10 protein-coding genes and 1 pseudogene are annotated in these 12,476 nt (G+C 58.4%); 8 read left to right on the top strand and 3 right to left on the bottom strand.

Annotation, left to right across the window (positions count from 1 at the left end; all coding sequences use genetic code 11):
- The first annotated feature begins 34 nt into the window (after positions 1–34).
- Entirely contained in the window at positions 35–514 is a 480-nt protein-coding gene (locus IM265_RS06855; protein WP_028015317.1) for an arginine repressor, read from the top strand.
- 3 nt (positions 515–517) lie between these two features.
- Here the strand turns inward: IM265_RS06855 and IM265_RS06860 are convergent.
- Positions 518–635: pseudogene (locus IM265_RS06860) on the bottom strand (hypothetical protein).
- Between IM265_RS06860 and IM265_RS06865 the strand changes: the two are divergent.
- The 5 genes from IM265_RS06865 to gbpA all read left to right on the top strand — a co-directional run bounded on the left by IM265_RS06865 (position 615) and on the right by gbpA (position 4,211).
- Positions 615–719 (top strand): pyrBI operon leader peptide, encoded by a 105-nt coding sequence (locus tag IM265_RS06865; RefSeq protein WP_022646880.1) that lies wholly within the window; start codon positions 615–617, stop codon positions 717–719. The pseudogene IM265_RS06860 and the gene IM265_RS06865 sit on opposite strands and share 21 nt — an antisense overlap.
- Positions 720–753: 34 nt before the next feature.
- Positions 754–1,686, top strand: coding sequence for an aspartate carbamoyltransferase (gene pyrB, locus IM265_RS06870; RefSeq protein ID WP_059357794.1), 933 nt, complete (start codon positions 754–756; stop codon positions 1,684–1,686).
- Between the two features lie 12 nt (positions 1,687–1,698).
- Positions 1,699–2,160: an aspartate carbamoyltransferase regulatory subunit gene (gene pyrI, locus IM265_RS06875; protein ID WP_010427352.1), complete on the top strand. Its 462-nt coding sequence runs from the start codon at positions 1,699–1,701 to the stop codon at positions 2,158–2,160.
- 73 nt (positions 2,161–2,233) lie between these two features.
- Positions 2,234–2,620 carry a 2-iminobutanoate/2-iminopropanoate deaminase gene (gene ridA, locus IM265_RS06880; protein WP_003863373.1) on the top strand — a complete coding sequence of 129 codons (387 nt, stop codon included), beginning with the start codon at positions 2,234–2,236 and terminating at the stop codon, positions 2,618–2,620.
- A 139-nt stretch (positions 2,621–2,759) separates the two neighbouring features.
- Complete coding sequence (gbpA, locus tag IM265_RS06885; RefSeq protein WP_126326230.1) at positions 2,760–4,211, top strand: N-acetylglucosamine-binding protein GbpA; 1,452 nt, start codon at positions 2,760–2,762, stop codon at positions 4,209–4,211.
- Between the two features lie 83 nt (positions 4,212–4,294).
- Here gbpA and IM265_RS06890 read toward each other — a convergent pair whose 3' ends face one another.
- A complete protein-coding gene (locus IM265_RS06890) occupies positions 4,295–6,679 on the bottom strand; it encodes a beta-N-acetylhexosaminidase (protein WP_193030115.1) in 2,385 nt (794 codons plus the stop codon).
- Between the two features lie 178 nt (positions 6,680–6,857).
- Positions 6,858–9,566 carry a magnesium-translocating P-type ATPase gene (mgtA, locus tag IM265_RS06895; RefSeq protein ID WP_045259608.1) on the bottom strand — a complete coding sequence of 903 codons (2,709 nt, stop codon included), beginning with the start codon at positions 9,564–9,566 and terminating at the stop codon, positions 6,858–6,860.
- 390 nt (positions 9,567–9,956) lie between these two features.
- Here mgtA and treR point away from each other — a divergent pair, with 390 nt between their 5' ends.
- On the top strand, positions 9,957–10,904 hold the full coding sequence (gene treR / locus IM265_RS06900; protein ID WP_028015312.1) for a trehalose operon repressor TreR: 948 nt from the start codon (positions 9,957–9,959) through the stop codon (positions 10,902–10,904).
- Positions 10,905–11,031: 127 nt separating this feature from the next.
- Positions 11,032–12,450: a PTS trehalose transporter subunit IIBC gene (treB, locus tag IM265_RS06905; RefSeq protein WP_045259643.1), complete on the top strand. Its 1,419-nt coding sequence runs from the start codon at positions 11,032–11,034 to the stop codon at positions 12,448–12,450.
- The last annotated feature ends 26 nt before the right edge of the window (positions 12,451–12,476 follow it).

Below are 12,476 nucleotides of genomic sequence, written 5' to 3' on the forward strand. Positions count from 1 at the left end.
GCCACCGGTTATTTCGGGAACTGATATGGGAACTATGATGGATTACGAAGAGTACTCTCCCAAAGAGCAACTACAGCTAACGGTCTGCCAGCGTCTGATCGCGGAAAAGAGCTATCTCTCTCAGGAAGAGATCCGCCGCGACTTGCAGGAGCGGGGTTTTGAGACCATCAGCCAGTCCACCGTTTCACGTCTGCTCAAGCTGCTTGGCGTCATAAAAATTCGCAATGCCAAAGGGTTAAAGATTTATTCGCTGAATCCCCAGCTGCGCCCTGCCCCCGACGCCGCGCGTACCGTCTCCGAAATGGTGGTGAGCGTGGAGCACAATAGCGAATTTATCCTTATTCATACCGTTGCCGGATATGGCCGCGCGGTGGCGCGTATTCTGGATTATCACCAGTTACCGGAAATTTTAGGCGTGGTGGCGGGAAGCAGTATTGTCTGGGTCGCGCCCCGGGTGGTGAAGCGTACCGCGCTGGTGCATAAGCAAATTAATTATTTACTCAGAATGCATTAATATTCATAAAGAACCGTTTGCATTGAGTAAAGCGTGCATTAAATCGCTTGATCCCAAAAACGAGCTGCGTATAATGCCCGACAATTTGCCGGGAGGAAGCATGGTCAAGCGTGTACGACATAACGTCTTACCGCGTCTGAAATCAGACGCTGGCCTGCCGTTTTTCTTCCCGTTGCTAAACCTATTCCCAGAGCCCCTCATTTGAGGGGCTTTTTTTTGCCCGGCGTCAGGAGATAAACATGAATCCGCTTTATCAAAAACACATCATTTCCATAAACGACCTCAGCCGCGAAGAGCTGGAACTGGTTCTGGAAACCGCGGCAAAACTGAAGGCCAATCCGCAGCCGGAGCTGCTGAAGCACAAGGTGATCGCGAGCTGTTTCTTTGAAGCCTCGACGCGCACCCGCCTCTCCTTTGAAACCTCCATGCACCGCCTGGGCGCGAGCGTGGTGGGCTTCTCGGACAGCAGCAACACGTCGCTGGGCAAAAAAGGCGAAACCCTGGCGGATACCATTTCAGTGATCAGCACCTACGTGGACGCGATTGTGATGCGTCATCCGCAGGAGGGCGCGGCGCGTCTGGCGACCGAGTTTTCTGGCGGCATTCCGGTGCTGAACGCCGGTGACGGCGCCAACCAGCATCCGACGCAGACCCTGCTGGACCTGTTCACCATTCAGGAGACCCAGGGCACGCTTGAAAATCTGAACATCGCCATGGTCGGTGACCTGAAGTACGGCCGCACCGTCCACTCCCTGACCCAGGCGCTGGCGAAATTTAGCGGCAACCGCTTCTTCTTCATCGCCCCGGACGCGCTGGCGATGCCGCAGTACATCCTCGACATGCTGGACGAGAAAGGCATTACGTGGAGCCTGCACGCCAGCATCGAAGAGGTGGTGAGCAACGTGGATATTCTCTATATGACCCGCGTGCAGAAAGAGCGTCTGGATCCGTCCGAATACGCCAACGTGAAGGCGCAGTTCGTGCTGCGCGCCAGCGACCTCGACGGCGCGCGCGACAACATGAAGGTGCTGCACCCGCTGCCGCGCATCGATGAGATTGCCACCGACGTGGATAAAACGCCGCACGCCTGGTACTTCCAGCAGGCCGGGAACGGCATCTTCGCTCGCCAGGCGTTACTGGCACTGGTTCTGAATCGCGAATTAGCTCTGTAAGGGGAGACGACCATGACACACGATAACAAACTCCAGGTTGAAGCCATCAAGCGTGGCACCGTGATTGACCACATCCCTGCGCAGGTGGGCTTTAAGCTGCTGACGCTGTTCAAACTGACCGAAACCGACCAGCGCATCACCATCGGGCTGAACCTGCCGTCCGGCGAAATGGGCCGTAAAGATCTGATCAAGATCGAGAACACCTTCCTGACCGACGAGCAGGTCAACCAGCTGTCGCTGTACGCGCCGGACGCCACGGTTAACCGCATCGACGATTACGACGTGGTGGGCAAATCCCGCCCGAGCCTGCCGGAGCGCATCGAAAGCGTGCTGGTCTGCCCGAACAGCAACTGCATCAGCCACGCCGAGCCGGTTTCCTCCAGCTTTGCAGTGAAAAAGCGCGCCAATGACATCGCACTCAAATGCAAATACTGCGAAAAAGAGTTTTCCCATTATGTGGTGCTGGCCAACTAATTGAGGTTGGTAATGAAATCCCGGCTGTTATAATGGCCGGGAACATTCTTAACGCTGTAATTCTGGAGAAAAAATGAGCAAAGTACTCGCGACGGAAAATGCACCAGCGGCTATCGGCCCGTACGTTCAGGGCGTTGATCTGGGCAGCATGATCATCACCTCAGGCCAGATCCCGGTAAACCCGAAAACCGGTGAAGTACCGGCCGACGTGGCGGCTCAGGCGCGTCAGTCGCTGGAAAACGTGCAGGCTATCGTTGAATCTGCGGGCCTGAAAGTGGGTGATATCGTCAAAACGACGGTGTTCGTGAAAGATCTGAACGACTTCGCCACCGTTAACGCTACGTATGAAGCGTTCTTCACCGAGCACAACGCCACCTTCCCGGCGCGCTCCTGCGTGGAAGTGGCGCGTCTGCCAAAAGACGTGAAAATTGAAATTGAAGCGATCGCCGTACGTCGTTAATACATTTCAATAAACAGAAGGCAGCTCGGGCTGCCTTTTTTATTTCGGTTATTTTTACTCTCCGGGTAAAATGACACAGAGCCAGATCCATTATTAGACTCTCCCTCGCCTAGTAATATTCTCTAATAATGGATGAGTAATGAAACTTTCAAAAATTGCACTTGCCCTCGCAACAGTGACCGTTGCATCTTCGGCATTTGCTCACGGATATATTGAATCTCCTGCCAGCCGCGCCTATATGTGTAAGCTGGGTCAAAATATTGATTGCGGCTCCGTGCAGTATGAACCGCAGAGCGTAGAGAAAACCTCCGGCTTCCCGACCGGGGCAGAGCCAGCAGACGGACACCTCGCCAGCGCGGGTATCTCTCAATATTCACAGCTGGATAAGCAGAGCCTGAATGCGTGGACTAAAAACCCGATGACCGCGGGCCCGCATGAATTTGTCTGGCACCATACTGCGCCGCACAAAACCACCAACTGGCGTTATTACATTACCAAACAAAACTGGGACCCAAATAAGCCGCTAACTCGCGATCAGTTTGAATTAACCCCGTTCTGTACAATTAACGGAAATAGCCAGGCGCCAGCCGTAACTAAATCCATGACCTGTAATGTTCCTGAACGCACAGGCTATCAGGTAATTTACGGCGTATGGGAAATTGCAGATACCACAAACAGCTTCTATCAGGCTATCGACGTTGATTTCGGGAATGGCGGCAACGTTACCCCGGACGAAACGCCTGCGGTTGTGTCCGAGTGGAGCAAAACCCTGAGCGGCCAGATTGCCGGTAATAACCTGAACGTGGGCGATAAAGTTATCGCACGCTTCTTCGACGCCCACGGCGAAGTGACCGCCATGCGCACCGAGATGACCATCGGCTCTGCTGAACAAGGCGACGCTAACCAGTGGTCCTACGATCTGGCGCAGAAGATCAACACCGCGCAGCACGACGTGCGCGTCGGTGTGAAGGATGAAGCCGGTGACATCAGCCCGGTTCACGGCGCCAACAGCGTATTCGTGAAAGACGGCAGCACGCTGCAGTCCGTTGCTATCTCTTATGAAGAGCAGAAAGCGCAGGTGAGCGAAACCATCGCCGTTACCGATCTGCAATACAGCAAAATCGAACATGGCAACGCGACCGTGACCTTCCACGTGAATACGCAGGGTGACGTGAATTTTGAAGCACACGTGATGAACCACCACGGTGCGGAAAAAGGCTACCTGAAGCAGGACATGAACAACAGCAATCAGGACATCACCATGACCCTGACCGACGTGACCGCCGGCCACCACATGCTGAAATACTACGCGACCAATAAAGACGGCACCCTGTTCGCGCAGGACGTCCTGAACCTGATGCTGGAAGGCGATGCCGCTGCGGATAGCACCGGCCACCACGACTTTACCTTCCCGGACAATATCGCGTCGTACAAGGCAGGTACCGTGGTGCTTCAGCCTAAAGACGGTAAGACCTACGAATGTAAGCCTTTCCCGTACAGCGGCTTCTGCGTGCAGTACAGCCCAACCGCAAACCAGTATGAGCCAGGCGTTGGCGCACACTGGAAAGAGGCGTGGGTTCTGAAGAACTGAGTGGCCTTTATGCCCGGCGGCACTTCGTTTGCCGGGCCTACACCACGTAGGCCCGGTAAGCGCAGCGCCACCGGGCATGTGTGTTACTGATTTCGCGTGGCGCGTAGCAGCGTCTCCAGCGGATAGACCGCCGCAATCACCACCTCATCCTGCACCTTCGCCGCGCTGTCCAGCTCGCTCTGGATCGACGCGATCTCTTTGTCGTCCAGCGTCCCCTGACGCGCCACCAGATCCGTCAGCCTCAGGCCAATCGAGGCCAGCTTATCCACCTCCAGAATGACCGGCTTAATGGCCTTCAGCTGATAGCTGTTTTCGCTCAAGGCCAGCACGTCGCTGGTGTTGTTCTGCCAGCGGTTAAAGACGTGGCGCAGCGCCTCGGCGCTCTCCGTGTCTTCCGCGTCGCTCACCAGGCGGTCCGCCCACTTGTGCATCTGACGCACGGTGGCGCTTTCGGCGTTCAACGCATCTGCAAGTCTGTTAAGCGGCTCAAACTGATGGTAGTTTCCGGCCTGGAACTTCAGGTGCTGGCGGGTGTAATACTGGGCCGGCTCGAGCGCCTGAGCGAGGATTTGCAGCGGCAGGGTGTCGGCACTGTTAGCGAGGCGCGTGAACTGCACCTGCTGCTGGGTATGCTGCTGCAGCCCGACGGACACCGTCGACCAGCTGTCCATCGCCTGCAGGCGGGTATACATGTTATCGACGTCGTTGACGTCCTGCGCGGACCACAGCCGCTCCGCCACCGCAAAGGCGCGCGGCCACAGGCGGATGTCCAGCACCGGCGCGACCACGTTTTCCGCCCACAGCGCGGCTTCGCCGCCGAGCAGGTTGGCCTGATTCGCCACGTCCGGCACGACCGGAGGGGTACCTTTCGGCACGTCGTCCAGACGCGCGCCGCTAATCGGGTAGCGGGTGTTTCCCACCAGGAAATAGCCGGTGAGTTTGTCGTTATCAACGTTGACCACCGGGCGCGTTTCACCCATCCAGGTGTCGACGGTAAAGGTCACCTGGTTGTCGTCGCGCCACTGAATGTTATTCACCGCCCGACGCGATTTCCCGGCAAAATCAATAAAACCGCGCCAGCCGGCGTCGCCTTTCACCAGCGTAAAGCTGCCTTCCACCGGCTTGCCCTTCAGGCGCGGCATGGAGAAAGCCCAGCTCTGGACGCTGTCGGTGTCCGCTATCACGTCCACGCCATTCAGCCCCTGCGGCACGATTTCGTTGCGGTAGTGATAGGCGGTGGACTGGGGCTGGTCGAGGTAGAAGCCGGTTGAGAGAATGCCCTTATAGCCGTTCTGCGCCACCTGCCCCAGCGCGTCCTGTCCCTGCCAGGACTGGATCAGAATGCTTTTCGGCAGATCGGGATGGTAGATCTCATCCCAGCCGACCATCTGCCGGTGGTGCTTCTCAAGGATCGTCTCCAGCTTGCGGTTGAAATACGCCTGCAGCGCGTGGCTGTCCGCCAGTTTGTTGTCGCGCATAAATCTCTGGATCGCCGCGTTTGCCTTCCACTGGCTGTCGTCCACCTCATCGCCGCCGATATGCAGATACGGATCGGGGAAGATCGCCGCCAGTTCGCTGACCATCGCGTCGGCAAAGGTGTAAGTCGCCTCTTTGGTGGGATCCAGCACAGGCTTTAGTACGCCCCAGTGGCGCTCCATAGCGTACGGCCCCGGCGCGCTCATCAGTTCTGGATAGGCGACGGCAATCGCTGAGGCGTGGCCCGGCATATCGATTTCCGGCACCACGCGTATGCCGCGTTCGGCAGCGTAACGCACAATCTCGCGCATCTGCTCAGGGGTGTAGAACAGCCCGTCGCTGGCAAGCTGGGTTAATTTTGGATAACGCTTCGAGGTAAAGCGCCAGCCCTGATCGTCGGTCAGATGCCAGTGCAGGACGTTGAGCTTGGCCGCAGCCATGCCGTCGATCTGACGCTTGATATCGGGTAACGGGATGAAATGGCGCGCCGAATCGAGCAGCAGCCCGCGCCACGGGAAGCGCGGCGAATCTTCGATGGTAACCCACGGAATCGAAGTGTTTTCGGCACCGTTCTGCATCAGCTGGAGCAAGGTTTCCATTGCGCGCAATGCGCCAAAGCGGGTGTTAGCGGAGATGTTCACGCCGTTGGCATCCACAATGAGTTTGTAGCTCTCATCGCTGTCCGGCAGCGGCTGCGGCTTCACCTTTTTAGCGATGGCGATACGGATGGTCGGCTTGTCAGTTTTTTCGGCCTGTGGCTGTAGCGTCCAGCCGGTTTGCAGCGCAATGCGCTGGCGCAGGCGGTTGACCGCGTCCCCCAGATCGTCGCCGCTGACGCTCACGGAGAGTTGATTGTTAAGCACCAGCGCGCCCTGCGTCGTCGGGCGTTCAACCTTCACAGGCCAGGGCATCAGGGGAAGGTCGCCTGCCGGCGCGGCAAAAGCGGAGGCGCCGAGCATAAGCCCGGCGGTTAAGAGACTGTACCGTAACATGAATGTTCCTTATCTGACGGGCCAAATACAGGCAAAACATTCTGTTAACATGCGTACAAATTGTCGTCAAGCGAATGCGCCGACGGAGATCACAGGTTGTTGAATTTGGGAGGAAAGCCAGATGCCGGGTGGCGGCTTCGCCTTACCCGGCCTACGTTTGGATTATGGCAAAATGAGCTTACTGCCACCCATATCGACGCGCATAGAATCCTTTCACCATCTGCGTCAGCACCATATAGCCCGCGAGGATCGCCACCAGCCATGGGAAGTAGCTCAGCGGCAGCGCCTGCAGCTGCAGGTAACCTGCAAGAGGCGAGAACGGCAGCGCGATACCCAGCGCCATCACAATGCCCGTCATTACAATCAGCGGCCACGCGGCACGGCTCTGGATGAACGGAATGCGGCGCGTGCGGATCATATGCACAATCAGCGTCTGGGACAGCAGACCTACCACGAACCAGCCGGACTGGAACAGCGTCTGGTGTTCCGGGGTGTTGGCGTGGAACACAAACCACATCAGGCAGAAGGTCAGAATGTCGAAGATGGAGCTGATCGGCCCAAAGAACAGCATGAAGCGGCCCAGATCGGCGGGGTTCCAGCGCTGCGGCTTCTGGATCTGCTCGTCGTCAACGTTATCAAACGGGATCGCTACCTGAGAGACATCGTACATCAGGTTCTGGATCAGCAGGTGCAGCGGCAGCATCGGCAGGAACGGCAGAAACGCGCTCGCCACCAGCACGCTGAAGACGTTACCGAAGTTGGAGCTGGCGGTCATTTTGATGTACTTGAGCATGTTGGCGAAGGTGCGACGCCCTTCGATGACGCCCTCCTCCAGCACCATCAGGCTCTTTTCTAGCAGGATGATATCCGCCGCTTCACGGGCGATATCCACGGCGCCGTCCACGGAGATGCCAATGTCCGCCGCACGCAGCGCGGGCGCATCGTTGATGCCGTCGCCCATAAAGCCCACCACGTGCCCTTCACGACGCAGCAGCGTCACAATGCGCTCTTTGTGCATCGGCGTCAGGCGGGCAAACAGCGTCGTGCGCTGGGCAAGCTGCGCCAGTTCGTCGTCGGTGAGGTGCTCAATGTCGCTCCCCACCACCACGTCGCCCGCGTCCAGCCCCACTTCGTGGCACACTTTGGCCGCCACCAGCTCGCTGTCACCAGTGAGAATTTTGACGGTGATGCCGCTCGCCTTCAGCGCCTTCAGCGCCGGTGCGGTGGTCTCTTTCGGCGGATCGAGGAATGCGATGTAACCCTCGAGGATCAAATCGGATTCGTCGATACGCTGATAGTCCCCCTCCCGCGCGGGCAGGAATTTGCTCGCCACCGCCACCACGCGCAGCCCCTGACGGTTCAGGTTGTCGGTGACGCGCTTGATGCGGCGCAGCATGGTGTCGTCCAGCGGCACGATCTCCCCGTTGTGGCGCACCTGCGTGGAGACGTTCAGGATCTCCTGCAGCGCGCCTTTGCAGATCAGCTGGTGCACGTCCGGCTGCTCGCTCACCACCACCGACATGCGGCGGCGCTCGAAGTCGAACGGGATTTCGTCCACCTTCTGCCAGCGGCCGGAGAGCGTACGGGCGGCCTCCTCGTCCACGCCTTCCAGCACCGCCACGTCGAGCAGGTTTTTCAGCCCGGTCTGGTAGTGGCTGTTCAGCCACGCGCTGTGGAGCACGCGCTCGCTGGTTTTACCGGCGATGTCGGTGTGGTTCTCCAGCACGATTTTATCCTGCGTCAGGGTGCCGGTTTTATCGGTGCAGAGAATGTCCATCGCGCCAAAGTTCTGAATGGCGTCGAGGTGTTTGACGATCACCTTTTGTTTAGAGAGTTTGACCGCCCCGCGCGCCAGCGTGGAGGTAACGATCATCGGCAGCATTTCCGGCGTCAGGCCGACGGCCACGGAGAGCGCAAACAGCGCCGCCTCCCACCAGTCGCCTTTGGTGTAGCCGTTGATCAGCAGGACAATCGGCGTCATGACCATCATAAAGCGGATCAGCAGCATGCTGACGCGACCAATGCCTTTCTGGAAGGCGTTCGGCTCGCTCTCCTGCTCGCTGACGCGCCCGGCAAGCTGTCCAAACCAGGTATTGCCGCCGGTGGCGGTGACAATTGCCTGCGCCGTGCCGCTGACCACCGTGGTGCCCATAAAGCACAGGGTGTCGCACTCGAGCGGGTTCATCTGCTGCGGGTCGCGGCTGCGCGATACCTTCTCAACGGGCAGGGACTCCCCGGTCAGGGAGGCCTGCGCCACGAACAGATCCCGCGCCTGGATGATGCGTAAATCCGCCGGGATCATGTCTCCCGCCGCCAGCTTCACCAGATCGCCCGGCACCAGCTGGTCAATGGGCAGCTCAACCCAGGCGTTTTCGCCGAGGTCGTTAATCACGCGCGAGACGGTCGCGGTGTTGCTGACCATCGCCTTCAGGGCGTCCGCCGCTTTGGTGGAGCGGGCTTCCTGAATGAAGTTCAGCAGCGTGGAGATACCCACCATCAGGGCAATCACGCCCGCGGCAAAGAGATCTTCCGTCGCGTAAGAGATGATGCCGAGCACGGTCAGCAGCAGGTTGAACGGGTTGCGGTAGCAGAGCCACAGGTGCACCCACCACGGAGAGGGCTTCTGCGCCGGGATCTGGTTATCGCCGTGCACGGCGCGGATTTTTTCCACTTCAGACGCGTTCAGCCCTTCCGGATGGCCGCCAAAGGCGCGCCAGACTTCGTTTTCATCCATCGCCGCCACGTTCAGGCAGCGTTCGGTCAGGGACGCCGGGATCGCCGCTCCCGCCATGTTTTTGGCATTGGGCAGCGGATCGCGCTGAACAAGACGGTGTGGCAGATGGCGGCTCAGCAGCGCCTGCAGCTGCCGGGTGATATTTTTAAACATAGACATTCCTCCGCATCCGCCAGGCGGACGCAGCATTCCCTTCAGGCGTGGCAAAGCCGTACCTGTCAGGCACTCAATTATTCAAGCAGGAACGTTTGGGACGTTGCTGCCTCACATTACCGGTGAGACAGCAAAAGCTGGCTTACCGGAAAGAACAAATTCTCCCGTTCAGGAGAGGTGCGGGATCGGGATCCATAAAGCCTCCGGTAAGTAAAAAAACAGGGTGTCGCCGCGCAGTATAAAGATTTAAGCGTACCCTTTGTGACGATTCGGGCGGTATTATACGCGCCTGCAAATAAACAGTACGTAAACCAGACTTTGCCCATAGCGAAATCGCGCTATAGCATTAGGCTCAATTGACCATTTTGTCGTTGTTACAGGGAATACAGCATGCAGAACCGCCTTACGATTAAAGACATCGCGCGTTTAAGCGGCGTGGGGAAATCAACCGTCTCACGCGTGCTGAACAACGAAAGCGGCGTCAGCGAACGCACCCGCGAGCGCGTTGAGGCGGTCATGAATCAGCACGGTTTTTCCCCTTCCCGCTCCGCGCGCGCCATGCGCGGGCAGAGCGATAAAGTGGTTGCGATCATCGTTTCGCGTCTGGATTCCCTCTCCGAAAACCTCGCCGTTCAAACCATGCTGCCTGCCTTCTACGAGCAGGGCTATGATCCGATCATGATGGAGAGCCAGTTCTCGCCACAGCTGGTGGAAGAACATCTCGGCATGCTCCAGCGCCGTAACATTGACGGCGTGGTGCTGTTTGGTTTTACCGGCATTGACGAGGAGATGCTGAAACACTGGCAGCCGTCTCTGGTGCTGCTGGCGCGCGATGCCCACGGTTTTGCCTCCGTCTGTTATGACGATGAGGGGGCGATTATCACCCTGATGCAGCGCCTGTACGAAGAAGGGCACCGCCACATCAGCTATCTGGGCGTGCCGCACGCGGACGTTACCACCGGCAAGCGCCGCCACGAAGCCTATCTGGCCTTTTGCAAAAAGCACAATCTCCCTGCCGTGGCCTCCCTGCCGGGGCTGGGCATGAAGCAGGGCTACGAGCAGGTCGCCAGCGTCCTGACGCCGCAGACCACCGCGCTGGTGTGCGCCACGGACACCCTTGCGCTGGGTGCCAGCAAGTATCTGCAGGAGCAGCGCATTGATAACCTGCAGGTGGCGAGCGTCGGCAGCACGCCGCTGATGAAGTTCCTGCACCCTGAAATTATCACCGTCGATCCGGGCTACGCCGAGTCCGGCAGACAGGCCGCCGCACAGCTGATCGAGCAGATCAACGGGCGGAGCGAGCCGCGCCAGATCGTTATTCCTGCCCGTCTCTCATAACCCCCCTGAATCGTTTATTGTGATCTTCGCCCGATTTCGGGAACGTTCCCATTTTCGCCGTCACGCTGAAGGAGTAGGCTTGCGCTCAGGTCATTCCCCCCCTCAACATCTGTCATGAGGTTTCATGATGAGTAAAGTCAAACAAGCAGATATCGATCGGCTGATCGTCCTGGTCGGCGGCCGCGAAAACATCGCCACCGTCAGCCATTGCATTACCCGCCTGCGCTTCGTGCTGAACGATCCGGCCAAGGCCAACCCGAAGGCGATTGAAGAGCTTTCCATGGTGAAAGGCTGCTTCACCAACGCCGGACAGTTCCAGGTGGTGATTGGTACCGAAGTGGGCGATTACTATCAGGCTCTGCTGGCGACCACCGGACACTCTTCTGCCGATAAAGAGCAGGCGAAGAAGGCGGCGCGCCAGAATATGAAGTGGCACGAGCAGCTGATTTCCCACTTTGCAGAAATCTTCTTCCCGCTGCTGCCGGCGCTGATCAGCGGGGGCTTAATTTTGGGCTTCCGTAACGTCATCGGCGATGTGCCAATGAGCGACGGTAAAACCCTGGCGCAGATGTACCCGGCGCTGCAAAGCATCTATGACTTCCTGTGGCTGATTGGCGAAGCGATTTTCTTCTATCTGCCGGTCGGGATCTGCTGGTCCGCCGTGCGCAAGATGGGCGGTACGCCAATTCTCGGTATCGTACTGGGCGTCACGCTGGTCTCTCCGCAGTTAATGAACGCTTACTTACTTGGTCAGCAGGTGCCTGAGGTATGGAACTTCGGCCTGTTTACCATCGCCAAGGTGGGCTATCAGGCGCAGGTCATTCCGGCCCTGCTGGCGGGTCTGGCGCTGGGCTTTATTGAGACGCGTCTGAAGCGCATCGTGCCGGATTACCTCTACCTGGTGGTGGTGCCGGTCTGCTCGCTGATCCTGGCCGTCTTCCTGGCGCACGCTTTTATCGGTCCGTTTGGCCGCATGATCGGCGACGGCGTGGCCTTCGCGGTGCGTCATCTGATGACCGGCAGCTTCGCGCCAATCGGTGCCGCGCTGTTTGGCTTCCTGTATGCCCCGCTGGTGATCACCGGCGTGCACCAGACCACGCTGGCCATCGATATGCAGATGATTCAGAGCCTCGGCGGTACCCCGGTCTGGCCGATTATCGCCCTCTCTAACATCGCACAGGCCTCTGCGGTGACCGGCATCATTATCGTTAGCCGTAAGCACAACGAGCGTGAGATCTCCGTTCCGGCGGCCATCTCCGCCTATCTCGGCGTCACCGAACCGGCGATGTACGGCATCAACCTGAAGTACCGCTTCCCGATGCTCTGCGCGATGATCGGCTCTGGCCTGGCGGGCCTGCTGTGCGGCCTGAACGGCGTGATGGCGAACGGGATTGGCGTCGGCGGCCTGCCGGGGATCCTCTCCATCCAGCCTACTTTCTGGCAGGTGTTTGCCCTGGCAATGGCGGTGGCGATTATCGTCCCCATGGCGCTCACCACCGTGGTTTACCAGCGTAAGTTCCGTCAGGGCACGCTGCAGATTGTTTAACTTCATCTTTCGGGGCGCAGTTGCGC

This window comes from Enterobacter cloacae complex sp. P17RS, from assembly GCF_014895885.1.
GTDB lineage: Bacteria > Pseudomonadota > Gammaproteobacteria > Enterobacterales > Enterobacteriaceae > Enterobacter > Enterobacter bugandensis.

Excerpts from the sequence above, each read along its gene's own strand:
- treB (WP_045259643.1), top strand. The coding sequence starts at position 11,032 with ATGAGTAAAGTCAAACAAGCAGATATCGATCGGCTGATCGTCCTGGTC.
- IM265_RS06890 (WP_193030115.1), bottom strand. The coding sequence starts at position 6,679 with ATGTTACGGTACAGTCTCTTAACCGCCGGGCTTATGCTCGGCGCCTCC.
- treR (WP_028015312.1), top strand. The coding sequence starts at position 9,957 with ATGCAGAACCGCCTTACGATTAAAGACATCGCGCGTTTAAGCGGCGTG.
- pyrI (WP_010427352.1), top strand. The coding sequence starts at position 1,699 with ATGACACACGATAACAAACTCCAGGTTGAAGCCATCAAGCGTGGCACC.
- mgtA (WP_045259608.1), bottom strand. The coding sequence starts at position 9,566 with ATGTTTAAAAATATCACCCGGCAGCTGCAGGCGCTGCTGAGCCGCCAT.
- pyrB (WP_059357794.1), top strand. The coding sequence starts at position 754 with ATGAATCCGCTTTATCAAAAACACATCATTTCCATAAACGACCTCAGC.
- ridA (WP_003863373.1), top strand. The coding sequence starts at position 2,234 with ATGAGCAAAGTACTCGCGACGGAAAATGCACCAGCGGCTATCGGCCCG.
- IM265_RS06855 (WP_028015317.1), top strand. The coding sequence starts at position 35 with ATGATGGATTACGAAGAGTACTCTCCCAAAGAGCAACTACAGCTAACG.
- gbpA (WP_126326230.1), top strand. The coding sequence starts at position 2,760 with ATGAAACTTTCAAAAATTGCACTTGCCCTCGCAACAGTGACCGTTGCA.
- IM265_RS06865 (WP_022646880.1), top strand. The coding sequence starts at position 615 with ATGGTCAAGCGTGTACGACATAACGTCTTACCGCGTCTGAAATCAGAC.